The following is a 26831-nucleotide window of genomic DNA, read 5'->3' on the forward strand; positions in this document are numbered from 1 at the left end:
TGCGGAAGCGCCACAACGGCGGTTCCGGGCTTGCGCAACGAAAGAAGTCGGAGCGGAGCGGGCGCGGGAGTTCGCGTGGAATTCCCTGCGCCGGCGGACCATCGGGGAAACGAACGGCCGCAGGCAAGCGGCGCGCACTGTAACCGAATCCGGGCCTGAATGGGGGAATCGGCGCTGAAAGCCGGGTCTGCGACCGATTGTCGCAGCGCCGTAATAGCGGTTTTCCGAGGCGTATCATCCCCTTCGAAGACCTACGTAGCCGACCGCCATGAGCCTTCGCATCCTCCGCCAGAACGACGCTCCGGTGCGCCCGGCACCCGCCGGCGGCGTGGTGTGCCAGACCTCCGGCGGGTGCAGCGGCTGCCTGGTGCGGCACCTCGCGGTCTGCTCGGCCCTGCCGGTCTCCAAGGCCCATGCGATGGAGGCGCTCGCCGACGACGCCCGGCTGAAGGCCGGCGAAGCGCTGGTCCGCGAAGGCGAGCCGCGCCGGGGCGTGTTCACGGTGACCAAGGGCGCGCTGCGCCGGATCCGGCTGCTGCCGGACGGGCGCCGGCTGGTGGCCGGGTTCCTGATGCCGGGCGATTTCATCGGCTTCTCCGGCACGTCGCACTACAAGCACACGATCGAGGCGATCACCGACAGCACGTTGTGCGAGTTCTCGATGGCCGACATGCGCAGCCTGTGCCACGACCACCCGGAACTGGAGCGCGAGCTGCTGGAACGTGCCTGCGTGGAACTGGACGCGACCCGCGGCAACCTGATGGCGCTCGCCCGGCTCAATCCGATGGAGCGGCTGGCCGGCTTCCTGGTCGACATGGCGCAGCGCCGCCAGCGTCAGGGCCAGGACGACAGCGAAGTGATCCTGCCGATGACGCGCACCGATATCGCCGACTACCTGGGCCTGACCGTGGAAACCGTCAGCCGCAGCTTCACCCGCCTGCGCCAGGAAGGCAGCATCGCCACCGACGATCCGCATCATGTGCGGCTGCTCGACCGGACGCGGCTGGATGCGTTGGCCGAGGCGCGGGCCTGAGGTTGGGGGCCTTCTGTAGGAGCGACGTCAGTCGCGGCCGCAGATCATCCTTGTTCCATTTCCACGGTCGCGACTGACGTCGCTCCTACAACGAGCCGGACGCGGCTTCCCGCAGAAGTTTCCCGTCCCGCAACCGGTAGCACGCATCCACCACGCCTTCCGGCAACACCCCATGGCTGATGATCAGCATGCTGCGCCCTGCGCCGGCCTCCGCGACGTCGCGCATCAACGCGTCGGCGGTGTCCTGGTCGAGGCCTTCGGTCGGCTCGTCGAGCAGCAACAGCGGCGCGTCGCGCAGCAAGGCGCGGGCCAGGGCGAGGCGGCGCGACTGGCCGGCCGACAGCGTGGCGCCGTTCTCGCCGACCCAGGTATCCAGGCCGGTGTCGCGGAAGCGGACATCGAGCTTCACCTGCGCCAGTACCTGCCACAGGCGCGCATCGTCGGCATCGGGATCGCCGAGATGCAGGTTCTCGCGCACGCTGCCGGAGAACACGGGCGCATCCTGCGGCAGCCATGCCATACGCGCGCGCCACTGCGCCGGTTCCAGGGTGGCCAGTTCGTCGCCGGCGAACGCGACCGTCCCTGCCTGCGGTACCTGCAATCCAAGCACGAGCGCCAGCAGCGACGACTTGCCTTCGCCGCTGTCGCCCGCGACCAGCACGCGCTCGCCGGGAGCGACGTGCAGGCTGGCGCCGTCGAGTACGCGCCGGGTCGTGCCCGGCCATGCGAACGAAACCTGCTGCAGGTCCAGCGCGCCGTGCGCGGCGGGCGATAGCGCGCCAGCGACGCCACGCTCCGCCGGAGGATCGACCACGTCCTGCAGCCGCCGCGCGGCCACGGTGGCCGCGCGCCAGGCCTGCCATGCGGGCGCGATCGCGGTGCAGGCGTCCAGTACCGCGACCGTCATGAAGAACAGCCCTCCGGCGGCCGCGGCACCGAGACGCCCCGCATGCACGGCCGACAGCATGACCCACAGCATCGCGGGCAGCGTCAGCGCCGTGACCAGCGCATGGGCGAGCGTCGCCAGCGCCAAGTGTTGCTTGCGCCGCTCCTCCCAGCGCGCGACGTCGCGGCTGCGTGCATCCAGCGCGTCGAGCCACGCCGCGGTCGCGTCCATCGCCACCAGGTCCTGCTGGCCTTCGATGCCTTCCTGCACGGTGGCGCGCAGGCGCGTCCGGGCGTCCGCGCGTTCGTCTTCCAGGGACGCGACGCGGCGCGACGCCAGCCATGGCGCCAGCGCGGCGATCAGGGTCAGTGCGACCAGCAGCACGACGCCGGCAAGGGGCAGTACGGCCGCGGCCACTCCCGTCGCGAGCAGGCACAGCGCCAGCACGGCGACCAGCGGGCCGAACGCACGCACCAGCAAGCCATCGACCGCATCGATGTCCGCCATCAGCCGCGACATCAGCTCGCCGACGCGGAAGCGCCCGAGTCCCAGAGGCGCCAGCGGCAATGCGCGGGCGAAGAACCAGGCGCGCAGGTCGCGGGCGATCCGCAGCGTCACGTCGTGGCCGAACAGCTTCTCGCCGTAGCGCGACAGGATGCGCACGAAGGTCAGTGCGCGGATGCCCGCCGACGGCCCGAAGAAGTTGAAGCCGATCGCCGCGCTGCCCGCCAATGCGGCGGCGGTGAGGAAGTGCCCGGAAAGGCCGAGCAGGGCGGTGCCCGCCAGCAGGGTCAGCAACAGCAGGACGATGGCCAGTGCGATGCGCGGGCGATGCCTCGCCAGCACGTCGCGCAGCGTGGTCGCGGCGTCGTCCTTGTGCGGGCTCACGGCGCGGTCTCCGTGTGCAGGCGGCCGCCCCGCATCTGCCAGACCTGCGCCATGGATGCCTGTGCCGCCGGACTGTGGGTCGCCATCAGCACGCCGCGGCCGCGAGCGAACTGCCGGATCGACTGCAGCACTGCGGCCTCGGTGTCGGGATCGAGGAAGGCGGTGGGTTCGTCGAGCAACAGCAGGTCGGGGTCGCGCAGGAAGACGCGTGCCAGCGCGACACGGCGCGCCTCGCCGCCGGACAGCCCGAAGCCGCGCTCGCCGATCACGGTGTCCAGTCCCTCCGGCAGGCGCGACGCGAAGCGCATGACCTGGGCGGCGTCGGCCGCCTGCTCCAGTTCCGCGTCGCTGGCATCGGGCCTGGCCATACGCAGGTTGTCGCGCAGGCTGCCGGCGAACAGGAACGGGCGCTGCGGCGCATAGCCGATGCGCAGGCCGGGGGCACGCACCAGGGTGCCTTGATGCGCTGGCAGCCAGCCGGCCAGCGCCTCCAGCAGCGTGCTCTTGCCGTCGCCGCTGGTGCCGGTCAATGCGACATGCTGGTCGCGGTGCAGGTCCAGCGCGATGTCGCCCAGCACATCGTGTGCGCCGCCGGCGTGACGCAGCGCGAGCCCGCGCGCGCTGACCAGCGACGACGGCGGGGCGGGGGACGTCGTCGCGCCGATATCGGGCACGGTCGACGCATCGTCATCCAGCACCGGCGCGATGTCGTCCATCGCCGCCAGCGCCGCGGCACGGTCGTGGTAATGCGTGGCGAGCCGCCGCAGCGGCGCGTAGAACTCCGGTGCCAGCAGCAGGCAGAACACGCCCGTGCCGAGGGTCAGCGGTGCGCCGCGCAGGTCGAGCATGCCGAGGTAGGTCAGGCCCAGGTACAGCGCGATCATCGCTACGCTGAGCGAAGCGAAGAACTCCAGCACCGCCGACGACAGGAAGGCGATCCGCAGCACGCGCAGGCTGCGCACGCGCAGTTCCTCGGCGGCGGTGCGGATGCCGCGCAGTTCCGCTTCGCCTCGACCATACACACGGATCAGTCCCAGGCCGCGCAGACGATCGGCGAAGTGGCCACCCATGCGGGTAAGGGCCTGCAACTGCCGCTGGCTGGCTGCCTGCGCGCCCCAGCCGACCAGCATCATGAAGACCGGCACCAGCGGCATCGTCAGCAGCAGCACGACGCCGACGGTGCGGTCGACGACGAACACGGCCACCAGGATCGCCAGTGGCACGCCCACCACTTCCGCCCGCAGCGGCACGAAGCCGCCGAAGTAGCCTTCCAGGGCGTCGACGTGCGTGCCCATCCGCTCGGCGAGCGCGCCGCTCTGCTGCGACCGCACCCACGCCGGCCCGCGTGCGACCAGCCCACGCGCGATGCGGGCGCGCAGGTCCATGCGGATCCGCTCGACAGCGCGGTCGGCGAGACGGCGGCCGGACCAGCCCAGGACCGCGCGCAGCAGCAGCGTGGCCAGCAAGCCGCCGAGCAGCGGGAGCAGCGAAGCGGGCGCGGCGTCCTCGACCAGGCCGCGCTGTACGCACCACGCGATCAGCGCCGCCTGCGGCACCACCAGGACGCCGCCGAGGATGGCGAGCACGCTGGCCGCATGCAACGGCCCGCGCGCCACGGCGCCCAGCGCCTGCAGGCGAGCCTTTGCCGCGGCCCCCGTCGGCATGTCGGCGGCGTTCTCCGTCATGCCGGGAGCGGCTGGCAGCCCAGGGCCGCGAGGACGCCATGGAGGGCGGGATGCCGCATCAGCCACGGCGAGGCGATCGTCAGCACGCCCGCGAAGAGCACGAAGCCGGCCGCCGTGCGGCGCACCGACGCGCGCTGCCAGTGGCGACCGAGACGCGCGCCGGACCAGGTCAGCGTCACCATCATCGGCAGCGTGCCCAGGCCGAACATCGCCATCGTCATCGCGGCATCGCGCGCGTTGGCCTGCAGCCACGCCACCGTCAGCAGGCCCAGGCTCAGCCCGCACGGCAGCCAGCCCCACAGCGCGCCCGCCGCCAGCCTGCGCGGCAGCGTATCGGCCGGCAGCACGCGCGCATGCAGCGGGCGCAGCGCGTGCCACACCTTCGCGCCGGGACGGGCGAGGACATCGAGCCGGCCGCGCTGGTCGAACAGGCGCAGCGCCAGCACCACCAGGGCCAGTCCCACACCGACGCGCATGGCGAGCACAGCGGTCTCGTGCCGTGCCAGCGACAGCAGGCCACCGCCGAACGCACCGACCAGCGCGCCTGCCAGCGTGTAGCCGGCGACGCGTCCAAGATTGAGCTGCAGTGCGCTGCCCCAGCCCGGGCGGGACGACACGGCGGAGAAGCCGGTGGCGATGCCGCCGCACATCACCGCGCAATGCGTGCTGCCCACCAGGCCGGCCAGCAGCGCGGCGAGCAGGACCGGCACGTCAGGCGCCATCGTCGCCTTCGCGGACGGGTGGCGCGGCGGGCGCTCGCGGCTTCGCCGGTGCGTCGTCGAGGATGTCCAGCGCGGGCGTGTCGAGATCGTCGAACTGGCCCTCGCGCACCGCCCACGCGAACGCCGCGATGGCCAGCGCCAGCAGGACCAGGCTGATCGGCAACAGCATCAGCAGGATGTTCATGCCGCCATCTCCGTGGACGTGCGCGCCAACCGCAGCGCGTTGAGGGTCACCACCAGCGAGGATACCGCCATCCCCACCGCCGCGATCCAAGGCGTCACCATGCCGGCCGCCGCCAGCGGCACGGCGAGCAGGTTGTAGCCGGCGGACCAGAGCAGGTTCTGCTTCACCAGCCGGCGCGACAGGCGCGCGATGCGCACCGCATCGGCGATGCGCAGCAGCGAGGGGCCGGTGGCGACCAGATCCGCCGCCTGCTGCGCCAGCGGCGCGCCTTCTCCCATGGCGATGGACACGTCCGCGCCGGCCAGCACCGGGGCATCGTTCAGGCCATCGCCGACCATCGCGACGATGCGGCCTTCCGCCTGCAATCGCCGAACGCGCGCCAGCTTGTCCTCCGGCGACTGGCGGGACAGCGTCGCGTCGATGCCCAGCATGCGCGCCAGACGTTGTACCGCGTCTTCGCCATCGCCACTGGCGAGATGGATCCGCATGCCCTGCGCACGCAGCGCGGTGATGGCGGCGGCGGCATCGTCGCGTGGTCTCTCGTCCAGGGTGAAGCGGGCCACGCCGCGGGTGCCGTCGCCCAGCCACAACGCGCCATCGTCGGCGCGGCCGGCTGCCCACTCGGCGCGCCCGAAGCGCCAGTGCCGACCGTCGACATCGCCTTCCACGCCCAGGCCGGCGCGGGCGACGACGCTCCGTGCCATGTCGCGCACGTCGATGTCCGCGAAGGCGGCGGCGATCGGATGCCCGCTGTCCTTCTCCAGCGCCGCGACCACGCGCGTGGCCGCTTCCGCATCCAGGCCGTCGGACACGTCCACGGCGACGCGCGCAGGACGCCCGTCGCTCAGCGTCCCGGTCTTGTCGAAGACCACATCGGTGGCGCGCGCCAGCGTGTCCAGTGCTTCCGGTCGCGTGGCCAGCACGCCGCAGCGCGCCAGCGCGCCATGCGCGGCGGCGAGTACCGCCGGCACCGACAACGACAGTGCGCAGGGGCAGCTGATCACCAGCAGCGCCAGCGTCACTTCGAATGCGCGCTCGGGCTGGTGGATCCGCCAGCCGACGTAGACGCACACCGCCAACACCAGCAGCGTCACCACGAAATGGCGACCCACGCGGTCGGCGACGCGCGCCAGCGGCGGGCGGTGGCTCTGTGCACGATCGACCAGCCCGGCGAGCTGCGACAGCCGCGTCGAGGGGCCGGTGGCGGTCACGCGCAGGCGCGCGGGCCGCTCGCGGCAGGTCGTGCCGGCGTACACCGTCTCGCCGGCATGGCGGCGTACCGGGCGCGATTCGCCGGTCAGCAGGGCTTCCTCGAAGTCGGCCGCAGCGTCGAGCAGTACGCCGTCGGCGGGCACGCCGTCGCCGGCGGACACGCAGACCACGTCCGCCACGCGCAGCGCCGATGGCGGCACCGATTCGCGCGTGCCGTCGTCGCGTTCGCGGATCGCGAACACCGGCTGCGCCCGCGCCAGCGCATCGACCTGCGCGGTGGCGACGTTGCGCGCGCGCTGCTCCAGCATGCGCGCGGCCAGCAGCAGGAAAACGAACATCACCGCCGCGTCGTACCAGACGTGCGTGCCGCCGCGGATCGTCTCGACCAGGCTGGCGAGATAGGCGAGCAGGGTGGAGCTGGCGATCAGCGTATCCATGCCCACGTGGCGCGCGCGCAGCTCGCGCGCCATGCCGGCCAGGAACGGCCAGCCGCTGTAGAACACCACCGGCGTGCTGACCAGGAACGTCAGCCAGCGGAACAGGTCGCGTGTCGGCAGCGGCATCGTCGCGTTGACGTCGAGGTACAACGCCTCGGCCAGCATCATCGCCTGCAGCGAACCGAGCCCGGCCACGCCCAGCCGAAGCAGCCAGCGGCGGCGTTCGGACAGCCGCGCCTGTTCGCGCGCATCGCCGGTGGCCAGGTACGGCCGGTAGCCGAGCATCGCCAGTCGCTGCAGCAGGGCGGACAACGGCGTGCGCGCCGGATCCCAGGCGATGCGGATGCGGCCGGTGACGGCGTTGGCCGTGATGTCGAGCACGCCGGCCTCACGCGCCAGTGCACGATCGATCAGCCAGGCGCAGGCGGCGCAACGCATGCCGTCGGTCAGCAGCACGATCTCGCGGCCGCCTTCGACCGCCCGGCTGTGTTCGTCCAGCAACTCGGCGCGGTCCCAGCTCTCCAGGTCCAGCCGGTCGGCCTGCACACGGTTGGCGTTCGCGCTGCGCAGGCGGTAGTAGCTACCCAGGTCCGCGTCCTGGATCCACGCCGCGGCGGCGGCGCACCCTTCGCAGCAGAACGCGTGCTCGCCCGCCGTGATGGGCTGGCCGCAGGCGACCGGTTCGCCGCAGTGATGGCAGGGCATCACGCGCGCGTCCATGGCCGGGCTCAACCGCCCCCGAGCGACGGCGCCAAGCGCGAGGCCTGCGTGTCTTTCTGCAGGCGGCCACGGATGCGCCAGTGATTGTTCTCGGGCGCCAGTTGCACGTTCCAGTCGTGTCGCGTGTCGACGTCGACCGGTGCCGTCCAGCCGGTGGTCGTGCGCGCCAGCGGCAGGCGCAGGTCCTGCGCGGCGTCGGTGGGATGGGTCATGACCAGCACGAGTCCGGCGTCGCGTTCGAACTCGCCGGTCACCGCGGTCAGTTCCACATGATCGGGGCGGACCTGCACGATGGCGCTGAGACGGCGCTGCGCGGCGCGCTCGTCGGGTCCCAGGTCGGTGGTCTGGATCTGCGACACGCGCTGCACCTCGTCGATGACGGGATCGGCGCCACCGGCGCGCACGGCGGTCACCACCAGCCAGAGGCCGGCGACGACCGAGGCCAGTGGCAGGCCCCACACCAGCCACACCATCGGCTCTTTCCAGAACGGGCGGGCATTGCCGGCGTGGCAGACGGGGTTTGTGGTCATGGGCTCGGTCCGAAGTAGCTGCTGTCCACGGTCTTCTCGGTGCCGGTATCGACATCGCGGACGATGAATGTCACGGCGTGGCGGCCGTGCAGGGTGGAAGGCGCGGTGGCGGTGACGGCGAGCGAGAGCACCTCTTCGGGTGCCGCACGCACCGACAGCTCGCCGTCGCGCAGGCGGATGCCGGGCGAATCCGATGCCAGCGTCACGAGGTAGCGATGCGGCAGCTGGTCCTTGTTCACCAGCTTGAGCGTGTAGCTGTTCTCGACCCGGTCGCTGGCGACCTCGCGATACAGCGCGTTGCGGTCGCGCAGTACCTCTGCGATCAGCACGTCGCGGTTGAACACGCCCCAGCTCCAGGCGGCGACCAGCGCCAGCAGCAGCGCGCCGTAGACGGCGATGCGCGGCCGCAACACCTTCGACGGCCTGCCGTCGATCGCGTTCTGCGTGGTGTAGCGGATCAGGCCCTGCGGATAGCCCATCTTGTCCATCACGTCGTTGCAGGCGTCGATGCAGGCGCCGCAGGCGATGCACTCGTACTGCAGGCCGTTGCGGATGTCGATGCCGGTGGGGCAGACCTGCACGCAGATCGTGCAGTCGATGCAGTCGCCCAGCTGGTCGGGCAGGAACTTCGGCAGCGGTTCGACCACCACGCCGGCCCCGGCGAAGGTGATGGTGCCGTGCGCACCGAGCCGCTGGTCGGCGGCGCTGGGATGCGCATTGGCGCGCATCACGTAGTCGTAGGCGGTCACCTGGTCCAGCAGGCCGCGTGCGCGCTCCAGCACGCTGCCCAGGCCGCGCTTGCGGGGACCGCGCGGCTCGCCGCGCATCGGGTCGTAGCCGATGATCAGTGTGTTGCGGTCGAACATCGCGCTCTGGAAGCGCGCATACGGGCACATGTACTTGCAGACCTGCTCGCGCAGGAAGCCGGCGAAGCCCCACGTGGCCAGCGCGTAGAAGAGCACCCAGAAGGTCTCCCAGCCGCTCCATGCGAACGGCCACAGGCGCGCACCGAGGTCGAGGACCGGAGTGAAGAAGCCGACGAAGGTGAAGCCGGTCCACAGCGCGAACGCGGCCCACAACAGGTGCTTGCCGCCCTTGCGCAGCCACTTGTTGGCGCTCCACGGCGCCGCGTCCAGCTTCATGCGCGCGCTGCGGTCGCCTTCGGTCCAGCGCTCCATCCACAGGAACACTTCCGTCCACACCGTCTGCGGGCATGCGTAGCCGCACCAGAGGCGGCCGGCGAGCGCGGTGAAGAAGAACAGCGCCATGGCCGCGATGATCAGCAGCATGGACAGGAACAGGAAGTCCTGCGGCCAGAACACCAGGCCGAACACGTAGAACTTGCGTGCCGGCAGGTCGAACAGCACGGCCTGGCGGCCATCCCACGTCAGCCACGGGAACACGTAGTACATGCCCAGCAGCCACCACACCGCGGCCACGCGCAGGCGGTTGAGCGGACCTGCCACGTCGCGCGGATAGACCTTGCGCTCGCTGGCGTAGAACGAATTGCCCTGCGCATCCACCACGTCCAGCGGAATGCGGCGCTTGCTGTCGGAGGGAGCGGAAGGCGGGGCTGGCGTGGACATGGCAGTGTCTGTCGTGGCTGGCGTCATGCTCGCGCCGCGGGGCTGCGCGAGGGAGCGACGGTTTGTCGCAGGCCTAGTCCGGCTTCAGCGCGCGGTTGAAGCGGCTGGCGGGACGCAGCAGGATCCAGGTGAACAGGCTGCTGGACGCCGTCGCCAGCCAGAACATGAAGAAGCCCAGCGTGTAGCCGAGTTCGCGGCTGATCGCCAGGTCGGGGAAGGTCATGTCGCGCAGCGTCAGCGGGTCGACGAAGGCGAAGAACACCATCGTCGCCATGCCGGCGGCGAAGAAGCTGGGCCAGAGCACCGCGCCGGCGCGCTGCACGAGCGGCCGGGGCGGATGATCGGGGCGCGGCGCGGTGAAGTCGGTCATCGCGCGCCAGTGGCCGTCTGCGCTTCCTTGTGCGACAGCGACCAGACATACGAGGCCACCAGGCGTGCGCGCGTCTCGCCCAGCAGTTCGCGGTGGGCGGGCATCACGCCATGGCGTCCCTGCGTGATCGTCTTGCGCAGGCTGTCCCTGCTGTTGCCGTACAACCAGTAGTCGTCGGTCAGGTCGGGCGCGCCCAGTTCCGGGTTGCCCTTGCCGTCCACGCCGTGGCAGGCGACGCAGAGACCGTCGTACAGCGGCTTGCCCTGGGCGGCCATGAAGTTGTTCTTCATGCCGTCCTGCGGATCGCCCAGCACGTTGACGTACGCGATGACGTAGTCGACCGCGTTCTGGCCGCCCATGTTGGTCAGCGCGGTACCCCATTCCGGCATCACGCCTTCGCGGCCGTCCAGCACCGTCTGCAGGACCAGATCCGGCGTGCCGCCCCAGTGCCAGATGCCGTCGGTCAGGTTGGGATAGCCGATCGCGCCCTGGCCGGTGGAGCCATGGCAGGTCGCACAGGTGTTGTTGAAGATCGAACGGCCCAGCGCCAGCGCCTTCGGATCCTTGGCCAGCGCGTCGATCGGCTGGTTGGCGAACGGCGCGAAGGTGGCTTCCAGCTTCTTGTCCTGCACGGCCTTCACCTGGTCGTGCTCGCCGGAGGACGACCACTTGGCGTAGCCCGGGATGACGCCCAGGCCGCCGTACCACGCGATGTAGCCGATGCTGAAGACGATGGTCAGGTAGAACAGGTTGATCCACCACTTCGGCAGCGGCTTGTTGTACTCGGTCAGGTCGCCGTCCCACACATGCGAGGTGTCTTCCGGCGCCGGATCGCCGGGACGGCGTCGGCCGGTCCACCACAGCAACCACACGCAGCCCAGGATGTTCAGTACGACCAGCGCGACGATGAAACCGATCCAGCCAGCGCTCATGGGTTGTTCTCCCCGTCCTCACCCAGCGGCATGCGCGCCGCATCCTCGAAATCCGCCTTGCGGCGCGGGCTCCACGCCCACGCCCAGCCGGCGATGAAGAGCACGATCAGTGCCCCGGTCACGATCCCCGATACCATGGCTCAGCCTCCCCTCGGTGCGGCCTTGCCCAGCCCTTGCAGGTAGGCGACCACCGCGTCCAGTTCTGTCTTGCCTTCCACGTCGGTGGCGGCGTTGTTGATTTCTTCGTCGGTGTACGGGTCGCCGATGCGCTGCAGCGTCTTCATGCGCTGCGCGACCTCGGGGCCGTCGACCTTGGCGTTTTCCAGCCACGGGAAGGACGGCATGTTCGATTCCGGCACCACGTCGCGCGGATTGACCAGGTGCACGCGGTGCCAGTCGTCGGAGTAACGCCCCCCCACGCGGGCCAGGTCCGGCCCGGTGCGCTTGCTGCCCCACTGGAACGGGCGGTCGTAGACCGATTCGCCGGCCAGCGAGTAATGGCCGTAGCGCTCGGACTCGAAGCGCAGCGTGCGCACCATCTGCGAGTGGCAGTTGTAGCAGCCTTCGCGGATATAGATGTCGCGGCCGGCGAGCTGCAGCGCGGGGTAGGGTTTCACGCCTTCCAGCGGCTTGATCGCCTCGGCCTGGAACATCAGCGGGACGATCTCGGCCAGGCCGCCGAACGACACCGCCACCGCGATCAGGACGGCCATCAGGCCGACGTTCTTCTCGACTTTCTCGTGTGAGTTTCCGTTGCTCATGTCGTCAGGTCCTCAGGCACGCGCCTGGCTGGCATCGGGTTGCAGGATCGGCTGTGGCGCGGTGGACTTGGCGGCCTGGAAGGTCTTCCAGGTGTTCCATGCCATCAGCAGCATGCCGACGAAGACCAGCAGGCCGCCGCCCAGGCGGACCAGGTAGTAGGGGTAGGTGGCGTTGAGCGCTTCGACGAAGCTGTAGGTCAACGTGCCGTCGGCGTTGGTGGCGCGCCACATCAGGCCCTGCATCACGCCGGCGATCCACATCGAGGCGATGTAGAACACCACGCCCAGGGTGTGCAGCCAGAAGTGCGTGTCGATGGCCTTGACCGAGAACATCTGTTCGCGCCCCAGCAGCTTGGGCAGCATCGCGTAGACCGAGCCGATGGTGATCATCGCCACCCAGCCCAGCGCACCGGCGTGCACGTGGCCGATGGTCCAGTCGGTGTAGTGGCTCAGCGAGTTGACCGTCTTGATCGACATCATGGGACCTTCGAAGGTCGACATCATGTAGAACGACAGCGAGACGATCAGGAACTTCAGGATCGGGTCTGTGCGCAGCTTGTGCCACACGCCCGACAGCGTCATCACGCCGTTGATGGCGCCGCCCCAGCTGGGCGCCAGCAGGATCAGCGAGAACACCATGCCCAGGCTCTGCGCCCAGTCCGGCAGCGCCGTGTAGTGCAGGTGGTGCGGGCCGGCCCACATGTAGATGGCGATCAGCGCCCAGAAGTGCACGATCGACAGGCGGTAGGAGTAGATCGGGCGGCCGGCCTGCTTCGGCACGAAGTAGTACATCATCCCGAGGAAACCGGCGGTCAGGAAGAAGCCCACCGCGTTGTGGCCGTACCACCACTGCACCATCGCGTCGACCGCGCCGCTGTAGACGGGGTAGGAGTGCAGCAGGCCGCTCGGCAGCGCCAGGCTGTTGACGATGTGCAGCAGCGCCACGGCGATGATGAAGGCGCCGAAGAACCAGTTCGCCACGTAGATGTGCTTGACGGCGCGCTTGGCGATGGTGCCGAAGAACAGCACGCCGTAGGCGACCCAGACCACCGCGATCAGGATGTCGATCGGCCAGATCAGCTCGGCGTACTCCTTGCCCTGGGTCAGGCCCAGCGGCAGGGTGACCGCGGCCAGCACGATGACCAGCTGCCAGCCCCAGAACACGAAGGCGGCCAGCTTGTCGGAGAGCAGCCGCACGTGGCTGGTCCGCTGCACCACGTGCAGGCTGGTGGCGAACAGCGCGCAGCCGCCGAACGCGAAGATCACCGCGTTGGTGTGCAGCGGCCGCAGCCGGCCGTAGCTCAGCCACGGCAGATCGAAATTCAGGGCCGGCCAGTACAGCTGGGCGGCGATCAGCACCCCCACCAGCATCCCCACGATGCCCCAGACCACGGTCATCACCGTGAACTGGCGCACCACCTTGTCGTTGTAAGTCCCCTGGACGCCTTGCATGCGGCCTCTCCTCATCTGGTACGGCGGATTCTCGGGATCCGGCAGCCGCACCGCATTGATCAGGATCAACCGCCTCCGGCGGACGGCCGCGGCCGCGCGACGTGCAGGGGCCGCATGTCGGGAAGCGCGGGGGGTGCGACAGAGGGTCGCCCCTGCCGGCGGCGCGACGGGGCTAGAATCCCGGACAGACACCCGGGAGCCGCACCGCCATGCCGGACATGACCGTCGTCGAACTGTCCCGTCTGCAATTCGCGCTGACGGCGATGTACCACTTCCTGTTCGTCCCGCTGACGCTGGGGCTGTCCTTCATGATCGCGATCATGGAGAGCGTCTACGTCATGACCGGGCGCGACATCTGGCGGCGCATGACCCTGTTCTGGGGCACGCTGTTCGGCATCAATTTCGCCATGGGCGTGGCCACCGGCATCGTGATGGAGTTCCAGTTCGGCATGAACTGGTCCTACTACAGCCATTACGTGGGCGACATCTTCGGCGCGCCGCTGGCGATCGAAGGCCTGATGGCGTTCTTCCTGGAAGCGACCTTCATCGGCCTGTTCTTCTTCGGCTGGGACAAGCTGAGCAAGGTGCAGCACCTGGTGGTGACCTGGCTGGTGGCGCTGGGGTCGAACTTCTCCGCGCTGTGGATCCTGGTGGCCAATGGCTGGATGCAGAACCCGGTCGGGGCGGTCTTCAATCCGGAAACCATGCGCATGGAGATCACCGACTTCATGGCGGTGATCTTCAACCCGGTGGCGCAGGCGAAGTTCGTGCATACGGTCTCGGCCGGCTACGTGACCGGTGCGGTGTTCGTCATGGCGATCAGTGCGTTCTACCTGCTGCGCGGCCGCAACGCCGACTTCGCCAAGCGCTCGATGGCGGTGGCGGCCAGTTTCGGCCTGGCCGCGGCGCTGTCGGTGGTGGTGCTGGGCGACGAGAGCGGCTACGCCACCAGCGAACACCAGAAGATGAAGCTGGCCGCGATCGAGGCCATGTGGGAGACCGAGCCCGCGCCGGCCGGCTTCAACGCATTCGCCCTCCCCGACCAGAAGACCCAGACCAACCACTACGCGCTGCACATTCCCTACGTGATGGGTCTGATCGGCACGCGCTCGTTCAATACCGAGATGCCGGGCATCCTGGACCTGGTCGAACGCGCCGAGGGCCGCATCCGCAACGGCCTGCTGGGCTACGAGGCGCTGCAGAAGCTGCGCGCCAACAAGCACGACGGCACCGCACGCTATGTGTTCGAGGCGCACTGGCGCGACATCGGCCACGCGCTGCTGCTGAAGCGCTACCGCGAGGACATCGGCAACGCCACCGAGGAGGAGATCGTGCGCGCCGCGCACGACACCGTGCCGCACGTGGCGCCGTTGTTCTGGAGCTTCCGGGCGATGGCCGGGCTCGGTTTCTACTTCATCGCGTTCTTCGCGGTTGCGTTCTATCTCGCCAGCCGGCAACGGCTGGACAGGTACCGCTGGTTCCTGAAAGTGGCGTTCTGGAGCCTGCCGCTGCCGTGGGTGGCGATCGAATGCGGCTGGCTGATCGCCGAGTACGGGCGACAACCGTGGATCATCGACGGCGTGCTGCCGACCTTCCTGGCGGCGTCCGGGCTGAAGCTGCACCAGATCATCATCACGCTGACCGGTTTCGTGCTGGTCTACACGGTGCTGGCGATCATCGAAATCTGGCTGATGCGCAAGCTGATCCTGAAGGGGCCCGAACATCTGTCCGAGCCCGCCCCCGATGCCCCGGCACCGCAACCGGCCCTGGCGGGCTGACGGGAGACCACGCATGGACACGATTCCCCTCGACTACGCGACGCTGCGCCTGATCTGGTGGCTGCTGCTGGGCATCCTGCTGATCGGCTTCGCGGTGATGGACGGCTTCGACCTGGGCGTGGCGACGCTGCTGCCCGCCGTGGCGCGCACCGACGAGGAGCGCCGCATCGTGCTGAACGTCATCGGCCCGGTGTGGGAAGGCAACCAGGTGTGGCTGATCCTTGGAGGCGGCGCGATCTTCGCGGCGTTCCCGCCGCTGTACGCGGTCAGCTTCTCCGGGTTCTATCTCGCGATGTTCCTGATCCTGTTCGCGCTGATCCTGCGGCCGGTCGGCTTCAAGTTCCGCAGCAAGGTCCCCGATCCGCGCTGGCGGGCGGCATGGGACTGGGCGCTGTTCGTCAGCGGGCTGGTGCCGGCGCTGGTGTTCGGGGTGGCGATGGGCAACGTGCTGCTCGGCGTGCCGTTCCACTTCGACGACACGCTGCGCATCTTCTACGAAGGCGGACTGTTCGGACTGCTGACGCCGTTCGCGCTGCTGTGCGGCCTGGTCAGCGTGGCGATGCTGGTGATGCACGGTGCCGGCATGCTGGCGATGAAGACGTCCGGCGAGATCGCCGCGCGCGCCCGGCGCTACGGCAGCATCGCGGCGCTGGCCACCGCCCTGCTGTTCGTGCTCGGCGGCGTGTGGGTGGCGCGCCTCGACGGTTATGCGTTGCAGGTCGCGATGGATCCCGCGGGCGCGTCCAATCCGCTGGCGAAGGTCGTGGTGGCGCAACCCGGCGCATGGATGGAGAACTACGCGCGCTGGCCGCTGAGCTGGCTGCTGCCGGTCATCGGCGTCGCCGGCGCGCTGGCCAGCGCATGGCTGCTGCGTGCCGGCCGCGCCGGGCTGGCGTTCCTCGCCTCGTCGGCCAGCATCATCGGGATCATCCTGACCGAGGGCGTGGCGGCCTTCCCGTTCCTGCTGCCGTCATCGACGCAGCCGGGCTCCAGCCTGACCCTCTGGGATGCGTCGTCCAGCCACATGACGCTCTTCATCATGCTGCTGGCCACGGCCTTCTTCCTGCCCATCGTCCTGCTCTACACCGCCTGGGTCTTCCGCGTGCTGCGCGGCAAGGTCGACCAGGACGGCATGGGCCGCAACCCCAACGCATACTGAGGAGCATCCCATGTGGTACTTCAGCTGGATCCTGGGCGCCGGCCTCGCCGCGAGCTTCGCCATCCTCAACGGGATGTGGTACGAGATGCGCGAAAACGACCGCGACGCCACGCACCGGGAGTCCTGACCCGGCCGGTGTCGCCCGGTCGCATGCAGCGCCGTGGACGTCGGCTTATCGGGTGACGACCAGCTTGCCCTTCATCAGCGTGGCGTGGCCGGGGAAGCTGCAGAAGAAGCTGTAGTCGCCGCCGGCGGTGAGTTTCTTGCCGGGGAAGGTGATCCTGGTCTTCTGTCCGCCGCCCACCAGCGTGGTATGCGCGATGACGCGCGCGTCGTTGGCCTGCACGTAGGCGCCGGCGGCGCCGGCCTTCATGCCGTCGCGCGCGACGCCGGCCACGTCGGCGGTCTTCGCCACCACCACGTTGTGGCCCATCGCGGTGACCGGCAGCTTGCCGGCGTGGGTCAGTTCGATGGTGATGGTCGGACAACCGGCGGAGACGGTGGCTTCCTTCAGGTCGAACTTCATCGCGTCGTCGCCCTTGAGGCTGACGGTGCATTGGCTGGCGGCCTGCGCCATGCCGGTGGCGCTGAGCAGGGCGATGGCGGCGAAGGTACGGGCGAGCGTCATGGGGTACTCCTGGTCGAAACGGCGGAAGGAGCGCCATGTCATCACGGCCCCACCGGTGTCGCCTTGATCTGGATCAGTCGGCGGGATGGGCCTCGGCGATCCCGCGTTTGGCTTTGCCTTCCACCGACACTAGGCTGGTGTCGAACGGGTACAGGGAGGGACGTGCCGTGATCGGCTATCGCGAGGCAGTGGCACGACTGGTGGATGGCGCGTGCCGACGCGGGACGCAGCGGGTCGTGCTGGCCGATGCGTGCGGTCGCGTGCTGGCAGACGATGCCGTGGGTACGCACGCGCTGCCGCCGTTCGACAATGCCGCCGTGGATGGCGTGGCGCTGGCGTCTTCCGGCGGGACGTTGCGGGCGGGAAGCGAGTGGGACATCGCCGCGCGCATCGGTGCCGGCGAACCGGCACCGCGGGACGCCGGCATTGCGTGGGAGATCATGACGGGCGCGCCGCTGCCTGCGCACGCCGACACCATCGTGCCGGTGGAATGCATCGAGGCCGTGCCGTCGCCGGGCCCGGGCCGAGCGCGCGTGCGCCTGCTGGCCGACGCATGGCCGGAGGCGAACATCCGGCGCCGCGGCGAGGATGTGCGGCCGGGCCAAGTGCTGCTGCGGAGGGGCTCGGTCGTGGATGCCGCTCGACTGATGGTGCTGGCCGGCGCCGGTATCGACACGGTCGAAGTGGCGCGTCGTCCACGCGTGACGCTGGTGGCGACGGGGCGCGAGATCGTGGCGACCGGCGAACCGCTGCCGCCGGGCGGCATCCACGACGCGACCTCGCCGTATCTGGCAGCGGTGGCCGCCGCGGCGGGCGCCGACCTCATCCGCGTCGTGCGCGTCGGCGACGACGTCGCACGGTTCCAGCGCGCGCTGGAGGCCGCGTCCGCCGACGGCGCCGACCTGGTGCTGAGCACGGGGGCGGTATCGAAAGGCGTATACGACTTCGTCCCCGCCGCCCTGGCCGCGCGCGACGCCGAGCCGCTGTTCCATGGCGTGGCGATGCGGCCCGGCAAGCCTGTCCTGGCCGCGCGCCTGCGCGAGGGCGCGATGTTCGTTGGCCTGCCGGGCAATCCGCTGTCGACCGCGGTCGGCTTCCGCTTCCTGGTCGAACCGCTGCTGCGCGCATGGCTGGGCATGGCGCCCGAACCCGAACGCTGGCTGCCGCTGGCGAGCGCATGCCGGAAGCGCGCGGGTCTGCTTGCCATGTTCCACGGCACGCTGCGCGGCGATGACGAAGGCCGGCTGCAGGCGTGCGTCGCCGAGGCGCAAGCCTCGTTCCGCCTGCTGCCTTTCTCGCAGTCGTCGGTATGGATCACGCTGCCGACGGAACCGGACCATGTCGACGCCGGCGCGCGCGTGCAGGTGCATGGCTCGGGTCATCTGCATCCGCCGACATGGAGCGTCCCCTGATGTCGTCGTCGGCATGGTGTGCGGTGCTGCTCGCCGGGGGGCGCTCGTCGCGCATGGGGAGCGACAAGGCCTTGCTGCCATGGGGCGAGGGCACGCTGCTGGCGCATATGCATGCGCGCCTGGTAGAGGCGGGCGCGGCGCAGGTCGTCGTCAGTGGCGACCGCCCCGATCTCGGCGGTGTGCCCGACGCGCAGCCGGATACCGGCCCGATGGGCGCGTTGGCGCAGCTCGCGCCGCAGCTGCACGATGGGGCGTGGCTGGTGGCGCCGATTGACATGCCGCTGCTGCCGGTGGCGCTGGTGCATGCCTTGCTGTCGGTCGACGCGGCGTGCGCGTGCGTGGCGGACCACCCGTTGCCGATGGCGCTTCGCCTCGATGACGGCGTGCGTGCCGTGATGCGGGAGGTCGGCGCGCGCGGGGAGCGTGGGCGATCGTTGCGTGCGTTGCAGGAACGGTTGCAGGCCATGCACCTGCCCGCAGCGCCGTGGCAGGCGGTGCTGCGCAACTGCAACACGCCGGAAGACTGGGCGGCCCTCGACGCGTTGCGCTGAGGGGCCGCCGTGCGGATCAGCCGTGCAGCTTGATCGCGGTCTCCGCGACCACGCGGCCCTGGTAGCGCGCGCCCTTCAACTCGTTCTCCGAGGGCTGCCTTGCGCCATCGCCGCCGGCGATGGTGCTGGCGCCGTACGGCGAGCCGCCGGTGATCTCGTCCAGCGTCATCTGCCCGGCATGGCCGTAGTCCAGCCCGACGATCACCATGCCGAAATGCAGCAGGTTGGTGATGATCGAGAACAGCGTGGTTTCCTGGCCGCCGTGCTGGGTGGCGGTGGACGTGAATGCCGCGCCGACCTTGCCGTGCAGGGCGCCGCGTGCCCACAGGCCGCCGGCCTGGTCGAGGAAGTTCGCCATCTGCGAGCTCATGCGGCCGAAACGCGTGCCGGTGCCGACGATGATGGCGTCGTAATCCGCCAGTTCCGCGATGGTGGCGACCGGCGCGGGCTGGTCCAGCTTGTAGTGCGACGCGCGCGCCACGTCCTCAGGCACCAGCTCCGGCACGCGCTTGATGTCGACCTGCGCGCCCGCGCCGGTCGCGCCTTCGGCGACCGCCTGCGCCATCGTTTCGATATGCCCGTAGGCGGAGTAGTACAGCACCAGGATCCTGGCCATCGCGGGTCTCCTCAGGGATGCGCGTGTGCGGGTTCGGGAAGGCGCAGTGTGCGCGCCGCCCCCGTCGTGCCGGTGTGATGGCACTGGCGCGAGAACGCGCGCGGCGATACGCCGGTCGCGCGCCGGAAGGTCCGGGTGAAGTGGCTCTGGTCGTAGAACCCCAGTGCCGCCGCAGTGTCGGCGATGCGCTGGTCGCCGCGCGCGAGCATTTCCTTCGCGCGTTCCAGCCGCAACCGCATCACGTAGGCCATCGGGCTGCACCCCATGCGCTGGCGGAACTGGCGCGCGAAATGGAAGCGGCTGACGCAGGCGGCCGAGGCGATTTCGGCGAGCGTGAAGTTCTTGCCCAGGTTGTGCAGGATGAAGGCATCCGCACGCTGGAAGGCGCGTTCGTTGAGGCCCGCGGCAGCGCGCGGACCGGTCAGGTGGCGTTCCTGGCAGGCAGGCATGGCGGCATCGTGTCCGATGTGTGGCGTGCGCTTGGCGCGCCGCGTGGTCCCCTTCGTCCACGATGCGCGGGCCGGTGCGACATCGATACCCCAATCGGCGTAGCCGTCGCCTCACCCGATCGGGGGAGGGCATGCTGCCGTCCGTCCGCGCCTTGCGCGCTTCCCCGGCATCCGGCTTCGCGCCGGACAGCGGCACGCGGTATCGTGGCCGGCACTTCGTCTGGTCCCGCGCCCGTGGATGCTCCTGCCATCGCCAGCCTGTCCGCGTCCGACGGCACGATCCGGGTGCTCGTCGTCGACGATCATCCCCTGCTGCGCGAAGGCATCGCCGCCGTGCTCGGTACGCAGCCTGACATGCGCGTGGAAGCGGAGGCCACCGAGGGCGGCGAAGCGGTCGCGCTGTACGCGTCGCTGCGGCCCGACGTGGTGCTGATGGACCTGCAGATGCCGGGGATGGACGGCCTCACCGCGATCCGCGCCATCCGCGATCAGGACCCGATGGCGCGCATCGTGGTGCTGACCACCTACCAGGGCGATGTGCAGGCCTTGCGCGCACTGCGTGCCGGCGCGCACGGCTACCTGTTGAAGAGCATGCTGCGCCGGGAACTGGTGGACACCATCCGCGCGGTGCACGCGGGCGGCCACCGGGTGCCGCCGGAGATCGCGGAGAACCTGGCGGCGCACGTGGGCGACGACGGCCTGAGCGGACGCGAGACCGACGTGCTGCGCCAGGTGGCCGAGGGCAACGCGAACAAGCGGGTCGCGCGCAACCTCGGCATCTCGGAAGAGACGGTCAAGGCGCACATGAAGAGCATCCTGTCCAAGCTGGGCGCCAACGACCGTACGCATGCGGTCACCATCGCGATCAAGCGCGGCATCATCCAGCTCTGATCGATGCGCCGCGTAGCGCACGGATGTGCAATCGCGATGCGCGGGGGCGGGCGCACGCTGACGCGGTCTCCACGACCACAGGCGCAACATCGCGATGCGCAGTCCCGAAAATCACCGACCCGCCGATCCGCAACGCCGCCGCCTGGTCATCGCCGGCGCGGCCACCGCCGCGTTCGCCGCGCTTCCGGCGCTGCCGATCGCGGCCGCCGGACCTTCTTCTTCCACCCTCCCTCACGAGGAACGACGCATGGCCACCTTCACCACCAAAGACGGCACGACGATCTGGTACAAGGACTGGGGCAAGGGGCCCGTGGTCTCCTTCAGTCATGGCTGGCCGCTCAGCGCCGATGCGTGGGACCCGCAGATCTTCCATCTCGCCAGCAACGGCTTCCGCTGCATCGCCCACGACCGGCGCGGCCATGGCCGTTCCAGCCAGCCCTGGAACGGCAACGACATGGATACCTACGCCGACGATCTCGAACAGTTGTTCGAGCACCTGGGCGTCAAGGACGTGGTGATGATCGGCCACTCGACCGGCGGTGGCGAAGTCGCGCGCTACATCGGCCGCCACGGCACCAGGCGCGTGAAGAAGGCCGTGCTGATGGGCGCGGTGCCGCCGATCATGCTGAAGACCGACGCCAATCCCGGTGGCCTGCCGATGTCGGTGTTCGACGGTTTCCGCCAGGCCTACCTTGCCGACCGCGCGCAGTTCTTCCTCGATGTCGCCAGCGGTCCCTTCTTCGGCTACAACCGTCCCGGCGCCAAGGTGTCCGAGGGCAACATCCGCGCATGGTGGACGCAGGGCATGCAGTCCGGCTTCAAGAACGCGTACGACTGCATCAAGGCGTTTTCGGAAACCGACTTCACCGAAGACCTGAAGAAGTTCGACGTGCCCACGCTGATCATCCACGGCAGCGACGACCAGATCGTGCCGATCGACGCCTCGGCGAAGCTGTCGGTCAAGCGGGTGCCGGGCGCCACGCTGAAGATCTATCCCGGCGGTTCGCATTCGCTGGGCGACACCAGCCGCGAACAGCTCAACACCGATCTGCTGGCGTTCGCATCGGCCTGATCCTCCCGCCGCGACAGGGATGGCGCAGCGGGCCAGGTTGCGGACCACCCTGCATCGGGGCGCGTCGTCGCCCCGGGCGACGAGGCGTGATGGCCCTTGCCCGGCACCGCCTCGGTTAAAGTGAGTTGATGCGTCGCGTGCCGAGGGGGAACGGCGCGGGCGGATCGACAGCTCACCAGGGGGCAGGGTGTCCAGCGCGCGCAGCAGGAAGTCCAGAACCGCATGCCGGCGCGGGCTCGGCCCGTGGCTGATCGGGCTGTGCCTGCTGCTCTCGATGCCGTTCGCGCATGCGCTGGATCCGCAGCGGCAGATCGCCCAGTTCCACCACACGGCCTGGACGGTGAAGGAGGGCGCGCCGGGACAGATCACCGCCTTGGCGCAGACCGATGATGGCTACCTGTGGCTGGCCACGCAGGTCGGGCTGTTCCGGTTCGATGGCGTGCGGTTCGAGCGCTACGAGCCGCCCGGCACGCAGGCCTTTCCGGCCACCAGCATTTCCACGCTGTACGCCACCGCCGACGGTGGTCTCTGGATCGGTTTCCGCTATGGCGCGGTGTCGTTCCTGCGCGACGGCCGCCTGACCCATTACGGCGAGGCGCAGGGCCTGCCCACCAGTACCGTGTTCCGCTTCGCGCACGGTGCGGACGGCCGCCTGTGGGCGGCCACGTTCAGCGGACTGGTGTACCTGCACAATGGGCGCTGGTATCGCGCCGAAGGCGACTGGCGTGTGCCCGGCGCGCAGGCGCGCACGCTGTTCACCGATCGCGACGGCACGTTGTGGCTGGCCAGCGACGTCGGTATCGCCCGCCTGCGCAAGGGCGCGCAGGCTTTCGAGGCGCTCGATGTTCCCGTCGGCCGCATCAGCCAGATCGCGCAGGCACCGGACGGCGGACTCTGGATCGCGGAGAACGAAGGCGGCGTGCGCCAGTTGCCGCTCGACGGCGCCGTCTCCACGCGTGCCCTGGCCTCGCCGTCGGCCGGCCTGCTGTTCGACCGCGACGGCACGCTGTGGGCGACGACGATGGGGGAAGGCGTGCGTCGCCTGGCGCAACCGTCGCTGCCGGCGTCCGCGGATGCCGCGTTCGAATCCTTTCGCCAGGATGACGGCCTCAGTGCCGACTACCTGTTGCCGGTGCTGGAGGACCGCGAAGGCACGGTATGGGTCGGCAGCAGCCGTGGCCTGGACCGTTTCCGGCACACCAACGTCGTTCCCGCCATGCTGCCGGACGGTGCGCAGGACTTCGCGATCGTGGCCGAACCCGACGGGACCCTGCTCGCCGGCAGCCGCAACCAGCCGCTGATGGAACTGGACGGCGCGCACCGGCGCCCTCTCGGTCTGCCGCCGCCCCTCACCGCCGCGCACCGTGATCGCGACGGCACGGTATGGCTGGGCGGACCGGGCGGTCTATGGACATGGCGCAGCGGCACGCTGGCGCCGGTGACGCCGCTGCCGGTGTCCGGCTACTCGGGTGTGCAGGCCATGGCGCACGACGCGGACGGCGTGCTTTGGGTGTCGTTGAACACGCCCGGCATCCATCGCCTGCAGCACGGGCGCTGGCAGCAAGTGCGGGGACGCAAGGGACTGCCGCCCGGCTCGTCGCCCCTGGTGCTCCTGTCGGCGGCCGACGGCGCGCTGTGGATGGGCTATGCGCGCGACCAGATCGCGGTGATGCGCGGCGATACGGTGCAGGCGATCGGCCGGGCGGACGGGCTGGACGTCGGCAACGTCACCGCGCTGGTGGAGCGTCGGGAGGGCGGCATCTGGATCGGCGGCGAACGTGGGCTGGCGCTCCACGCGCAAGGCAGGGTGCGGATGCTGCGCATGCCAGCCGACAGCCCGTTCCGCGGCATCACCGGCATCGTGCAGACACGGGCCGGCGACCTGTGGCTGAACGGCGCGCGCGGCGTCCTGCACGTGAAGGCTGCGGACCTGCGGCACCTGTTCGATGCCGACGCACCGGTATACGAGCAGTTCGATTTCCTCGACGGCATGCCCGGCGTGCCGGCCCAGTTCCGACCCATTCCGACCGCGGTGGAGGGACGCGGCGGACGCGTGTGGTTCTCCACCACCAGCGGTGTGGTCTCGATCGACCCGGGGGCGATCCGGCGCAATCCCGTACCCCCACCGGTAACGGTACTGTCCGTGACCGCCGACGACCGCCCGCATCCCGTGGGCGGCGGCCTGCTGCAGCTGCCCCCCGGCACGCGCAACCTGCAGATCGCCTACACCGCCCTGAGCCTGTCGATCCCTGAACGCGTGCGCTTCCGCTACACGCTGGAGGGCTACGACGACGGCTGGCAGGAGGCGGGCACGCGCCGCACGGCGTTCTACAACGACCCCGGCCCCGGTCGCTACGTCTTCCGCGTGATCGCCGCCAACAACGATGGCGTATGGAACGAGGTGGGCGCGTCGCTCCCGCTCGTCATCGCGCCACGCTACTACCAGACGTTCTGGTTCCGGGTGCTGTGCATCGTACTGGGCGTCTCGCTGGTGTGGATCGCCTACCTGCTGCGCCTGCGCCAGCTGTCGGCGCAGATCCGCGAGCGCCTGCAGGAGCGTCACCGCGAGCGCGAGCGGATCGCCCGCGAGCTGCACGACACGCTGATCCAGAGCGTGCAGGGACTGATCCTGCGTTTCCATGCCGTCGCCGAATCCCTCGGCAGGGAGGCGCCCTCGCATGCGGCGATGGAGCGCGTGCTCCAGCGTGCGGACGACGTGATGGGGGAGGCGCGCGATCGCGTGCTCGATCTGCGGGCGCCACTCCCCGGCGATCTGCCGGACATGCTCGCCGAGCTGGGCGAGGAACTGGTGCCCGACCATGCCGCCGACCTGCGCATGGTCGTGGACGGCGACGCGCGGTCACTCGATCCGCTGGTGTGCGACGAGGTGTATCGCATCGCGCGCGAAGCGGTGCTCAACGCGTTCCAGCACGCGCGTGCAGGCCACGTGGCGATCGAGCTGGTCTATGCGACGGACGTGCTGATCGTCCGCATACGCGACGACGGTGTCGGGATTCCGCGCGAGATCCTCCACGCGGGCAGCCGGAGCGGCCATTGGGGCCTGGCGGGCATGCGTGAGCGCGCACAGCGTGTGGGGGCCACGCTCGACCTGCATTCCATCGCAGGCGCAGGCACCGATGTGGTGCTGCGCGTACCTGGAGACGTGGCTTTCCGCGACCCCCCACCGGTGGCAAGGGGCTGGCGGCAGCTTTTCAGGCGCCGGACACGACGTCGGTGACGACCAAGGAAGCCCGGACGTTGAAGTTCGCCGACGCCGAGTTCGACCGCGACGACGACATCCTGGCCAAGCCGGCCCTGGAAGCCTGGCTCAATGTTCGCGAGCTATAGCGGCGGGACCTAGAAATTCACCAGGAAGAACAGCCGGATGCGGTCGAGCCAGTCGTTGGGTGCGTTGCTGCCGGCGTAGGCCGGGTCGTTGGGCTTGTAGTGGTACCAGATGGCGCTGAGCATCGTCTTGGGCATCGGCGTGTAGTCCACCGTGAAGGCGTGCAGCTTGTAGTTGGTGGCGATGCCGATGTTGTCGTGCGAAAAGGCCGAGAGCACCGCATCGACATCGGTCTGCGAATAGCCATAGGTGAAGCGCCAGTCGCCCGGCTTGCTGGCCCGGCCCAGGCTGACGTCGATGCCGTAGCCGGTGTCCTGGTCGTCGATGGCGCCCAGGTTCTTCACGTAGTCGCCGACCACGCGCACCGGCCACTTCTCGCTGGCGCCCTGCCAGGTCGCGCCGACCAGCAGGTTGGCCAGCTCGTAGTCGGACAGGAAGGTGCCGTCGGGATTGAGCCGGTTGGTCCGCCAGTCGCCCGCGTCCGCGCCGGCGACGCTGCCCAGGCTGTAGCGGTAGTAGGCACCGGAGAGGTCGTACTTGAAGCCGCCCAAGGCCGGGGAGTCGTACCCCAGCTGCACCCCGCCCATGGTGCTGTCGGAGTCACCTGCGCGTTCATCGACGACGAAGAACAGGCCGTTGGCGCGCAGCGCACCGCCGTTGCCCAGCGCGTGTTTGTAGGTCGCGCCCAGGCCCTGCGGATTGACGTCGCCGTCCCAGACCAGGTCGGTGCGGGCGAAGGGCTGGGGGAACTTGCCGCCGTAGAGCTTCAGGTCGCCGAAGTTGAGCTGGGCATAGGCCAGATCGAGACTGATGGTGAAGTCGTCATCCCAGTTGGAGAGCTGCACGTCGGAGCTGTTGGGATCGTCATTGTCGCCGGTGACCACGCGGCCGCCGACGGTGACGCGGTCATTGACCGCATAAGTCGCCCCCAGCCGTGCGCGCACCTGTCCGCTGGTGCGGTCGCGGGCATCGTCATCGGAGCGGTCGTGCTGGCTGCGCAGTCGGAAGTCGCCGGTGACCTTGAGGCGGTCCAGCGCGCTGGGCGCGGCTGGGGTCGCCGAGGCCACGGGTGCAGCCGGCGTGGCGCTCTGTTCGGGCGCAGGTGCGCTGGCCACACCGAGCCGTGCTTCCAGTGCACGCAGCGCCGCTTCGTTCTGCTGTTGCAGCTGGGCGATCTGCGCCTGCTGCTCGCGCAGTGCGGCGATCTGCTTCAGGACCTCGGCGTTCTCTGCGGTCGTCTGTGCGAACGCCGGCGCGACACCGGCGCAGGCGAATGCCAGCGCGAGCGTAGAGACGGGGAAGCGACGAAGTGGGTTGCATGCAATCATGGGATGCCTCGTGACGTGCGGATGTCGATGCGTGAAGGGGCGGACGACGTTCAACACTCGATGACGTTGACGGCCAGCCCGCCGCGGCTGGTTTCCTTGTACTTGTCCTGCATGTCGCGGCCGGTATCGCGCATGGTCTTGATCACCTTGTCCAGGCTGACCTTGTGCTTGCCATCGCCGCGCATGGCCATGCGGCTGGCGTT

26 protein-coding genes are annotated in these 26831 nt (G+C 69.7%); 9 read left to right on the forward strand and 17 right to left on the reverse strand.

Features of this window, described 5'->3' with window-relative positions; all coding sequences use genetic code 11:
* Positions 1-268: 268 nt before the first annotated feature.
* A complete protein-coding gene (locus tag AC1Q5B_RS06515; RefSeq protein WP_492630892.1) occupies positions 269-1033 on the forward strand; it encodes a Crp/Fnr family transcriptional regulator in 765 nt (254 codons plus the stop codon).
* A gap of 85 nt (positions 1034-1118) precedes the next feature.
* On the opposite strand, the gene cydC is transcribed toward AC1Q5B_RS06515, so the two are convergent.
* The 12 genes from cydC to ccoN all read right to left on the reverse strand — a co-directional run bounded on the left by cydC (position 1119) and on the right by ccoN (position 13398).
* On the reverse strand, positions 1119-2807 hold the full coding sequence (gene cydC / locus AC1Q5B_RS06520; protein ID WP_492630893.1) for a thiol reductant ABC exporter subunit CydC: 1689 nt from the start codon (positions 2805-2807) through the stop codon (positions 1119-1121).
* A complete protein-coding gene (gene cydD, locus AC1Q5B_RS06525; RefSeq protein WP_492630894.1) occupies positions 2804-4492 on the reverse strand; it encodes a thiol reductant ABC exporter subunit CydD in 1689 nt (562 codons plus the stop codon). The genes cydC and cydD overlap by 4 nt, the downstream gene beginning before the upstream one ends.
* A complete protein-coding gene (locus AC1Q5B_RS06530) occupies positions 4489-5214 on the reverse strand; it encodes a sulfite exporter TauE/SafE family protein (RefSeq protein WP_492630895.1) in 726 nt (241 codons plus the stop codon). Before AC1Q5B_RS06530 ends, cydD begins: the two co-directional genes overlap by 4 nt.
* Complete coding sequence (ccoS, locus tag AC1Q5B_RS06535; protein WP_492630896.1) at positions 5204-5398, reverse strand: cbb3-type cytochrome oxidase assembly protein CcoS; 195 nt, start codon at positions 5396-5398, stop codon at positions 5204-5206. Before ccoS ends, AC1Q5B_RS06530 begins: the two co-directional genes overlap by 11 nt.
* Positions 5395-7767 (reverse strand): heavy metal translocating P-type ATPase, encoded by a 2373-nt coding sequence (locus AC1Q5B_RS06540; RefSeq protein ID WP_492630897.1) that lies wholly within the window; start codon positions 7765-7767, stop codon positions 5395-5397. The genes ccoS and AC1Q5B_RS06540 overlap by 4 nt, the downstream gene beginning before the upstream one ends.
* Positions 7768-7775: 8 nt before the next feature.
* Positions 7776-8297 carry a FixH family protein gene (locus AC1Q5B_RS06545; protein ID WP_492630898.1) on the reverse strand — a complete coding sequence of 174 codons (522 nt, stop codon included), beginning with the start codon at positions 8295-8297 and terminating at the stop codon, positions 7776-7778.
* Positions 8294-9883, reverse strand: a complete 1590-nt coding sequence (locus AC1Q5B_RS06550) for a 4Fe-4S dicluster domain-containing protein (RefSeq protein WP_492630899.1) — start codon at positions 9881-9883, stop codon at positions 8294-8296. The genes AC1Q5B_RS06545 and AC1Q5B_RS06550 overlap by 4 nt, the downstream gene beginning before the upstream one ends.
* A gap of 73 nt (positions 9884-9956) precedes the next feature.
* Positions 9957-10253: a hypothetical protein gene (locus AC1Q5B_RS06555; RefSeq protein ID WP_492630900.1), complete on the reverse strand. Its 297-nt coding sequence runs from the start codon at positions 10251-10253 to the stop codon at positions 9957-9959.
* Positions 10250-11185, reverse strand: coding sequence for a cytochrome-c oxidase, cbb3-type subunit III (gene ccoP / locus AC1Q5B_RS06560; RefSeq protein WP_492630901.1), 936 nt, complete (start codon positions 11183-11185; stop codon positions 10250-10252). The genes AC1Q5B_RS06555 and ccoP overlap by 4 nt, the downstream gene beginning before the upstream one ends.
* Complete coding sequence (locus AC1Q5B_RS06565; RefSeq protein ID WP_093303618.1) at positions 11182-11322, reverse strand: cbb3-type cytochrome oxidase subunit 3; 141 nt, start codon at positions 11320-11322, stop codon at positions 11182-11184. Before AC1Q5B_RS06565 ends, ccoP begins: the two co-directional genes overlap by 4 nt.
* A 3-nt stretch (positions 11323-11325) precedes the next feature.
* Complete coding sequence (gene ccoO / locus AC1Q5B_RS06570; RefSeq protein WP_492630902.1) at positions 11326-11946, reverse strand: cytochrome-c oxidase, cbb3-type subunit II; 621 nt, start codon at positions 11944-11946, stop codon at positions 11326-11328.
* Between the two features lie 12 nt (positions 11947-11958).
* On the reverse strand, positions 11959-13398 hold the full coding sequence (ccoN, locus tag AC1Q5B_RS06575) for a cytochrome-c oxidase, cbb3-type subunit I (protein WP_492630903.1): 1440 nt from the start codon (positions 13396-13398) through the stop codon (positions 11959-11961).
* A gap of 209 nt (positions 13399-13607) precedes the next feature.
* Here ccoN and AC1Q5B_RS06580 point away from each other — a divergent pair, with 209 nt between their 5' ends.
* Genes AC1Q5B_RS06580 through cydX form a run of 3 tightly spaced genes read left to right on the forward strand, consistent with a single transcriptional unit; the run spans position 13608 to position 16462 of the window.
* Positions 13608-15176, forward strand: coding sequence for a cytochrome ubiquinol oxidase subunit I (locus AC1Q5B_RS06580; RefSeq protein ID WP_492630904.1), 1569 nt, complete (start codon positions 13608-13610; stop codon positions 15174-15176).
* Positions 15177-15189: 13 nt separating this feature from the next.
* Positions 15190-16335 (forward strand): cytochrome d ubiquinol oxidase subunit II, encoded by a 1146-nt coding sequence (gene cydB, locus AC1Q5B_RS06585; RefSeq protein WP_492630905.1) that lies wholly within the window; start codon positions 15190-15192, stop codon positions 16333-16335.
* Positions 16336-16345: 10 nt separating this feature from the next.
* Positions 16346-16462: a cytochrome bd-I oxidase subunit CydX gene (gene cydX, locus AC1Q5B_RS06590; RefSeq protein ID WP_492630906.1), complete on the forward strand. Its 117-nt coding sequence runs from the start codon at positions 16346-16348 to the stop codon at positions 16460-16462.
* Positions 16463-16507: 45 nt separating this feature from the next.
* Here the strand turns inward: cydX and azu are convergent, their stop codons facing one another.
* Entirely contained in the window at positions 16508-16963 is a 456-nt protein-coding gene (gene azu / locus AC1Q5B_RS06595; RefSeq protein ID WP_492630907.1) for an azurin, read from the reverse strand.
* A 167-nt stretch (positions 16964-17130) separates the two neighbouring features.
* Between azu and AC1Q5B_RS06600 the strand changes: the two genes are divergently transcribed.
* Positions 17131-18375 carry a molybdopterin molybdotransferase MoeA gene (locus AC1Q5B_RS06600; protein ID WP_492630908.1) on the forward strand — a complete coding sequence of 415 codons (1245 nt, stop codon included), beginning with the start codon at positions 17131-17133 and terminating at the stop codon, positions 18373-18375.
* Complete coding sequence (gene mobA, locus AC1Q5B_RS06605) at positions 18360-18926, forward strand: molybdenum cofactor guanylyltransferase (protein ID WP_492630909.1); 567 nt, start codon at positions 18360-18362, stop codon at positions 18924-18926. The genes AC1Q5B_RS06600 and mobA overlap by 16 nt, the downstream gene beginning before the upstream one ends.
* Before the next feature lie 16 nt (positions 18927-18942).
* Here mobA and wrbA read toward each other — a convergent pair whose 3' ends face one another.
* The gene (gene wrbA, locus AC1Q5B_RS06610) at positions 18943-19542 is read right to left on the reverse strand and encodes an NAD(P)H:quinone oxidoreductase (RefSeq protein WP_492630910.1); all 600 of its coding nucleotides are present in this window, start codon (positions 19540-19542) and stop codon (positions 18943-18945) included.
* Between the two features lie 11 nt (positions 19543-19553).
* Positions 19554-19991, reverse strand: coding sequence for a helix-turn-helix transcriptional regulator (locus AC1Q5B_RS06615; protein WP_492630911.1), 438 nt, complete (start codon positions 19989-19991; stop codon positions 19554-19556).
* A gap of 285 nt (positions 19992-20276) precedes the next feature.
* Between AC1Q5B_RS06615 and AC1Q5B_RS06620 the strand changes: the two genes are divergently transcribed.
* The 3 genes from AC1Q5B_RS06620 (at position 20277) to AC1Q5B_RS06630 (ending at position 25192) form a co-directional block, all read left to right on the forward strand.
* Positions 20277-20882, forward strand: a complete 606-nt coding sequence (locus AC1Q5B_RS06620) for a response regulator (RefSeq protein WP_492630958.1) — start codon at positions 20277-20279, stop codon at positions 20880-20882.
* Between the two features lie 94 nt (positions 20883-20976).
* Positions 20977-21954 (forward strand): alpha/beta fold hydrolase, encoded by a 978-nt coding sequence (locus AC1Q5B_RS06625; RefSeq protein WP_492630912.1) that lies wholly within the window; start codon positions 20977-20979, stop codon positions 21952-21954.
* 187 nt (positions 21955-22141) lie between these two features.
* The gene (locus AC1Q5B_RS06630) at positions 22142-25192 is read left to right on the forward strand and encodes a sensor histidine kinase (protein WP_492630913.1); all 3051 of its coding nucleotides are present in this window, start codon (positions 22142-22144) and stop codon (positions 25190-25192) included.
* A 119-nt stretch (positions 25193-25311) separates the two neighbouring features.
* On the opposite strand, the gene AC1Q5B_RS06635 is transcribed toward AC1Q5B_RS06630, so the two are convergent.
* Together AC1Q5B_RS06635 and AC1Q5B_RS06640 are read right to left on the reverse strand one after the other, a co-directional pair.
* Positions 25312-26628, reverse strand: coding sequence for a putative porin (locus tag AC1Q5B_RS06635; RefSeq protein WP_492630914.1), 1317 nt, complete (start codon positions 26626-26628; stop codon positions 25312-25314).
* A gap of 50 nt (positions 26629-26678) precedes the next feature.
* On the reverse strand, positions 26679-26831 hold a 153-nt coding region (locus tag AC1Q5B_RS06640), incomplete at its 5' end, for an L-serine ammonia-lyase, iron-sulfur-dependent, subunit alpha (RefSeq protein ID WP_492630915.1).

This window comes from Pseudoxanthomonas sp. GW835-FHT14C01 (assembly GCF_058793715.1).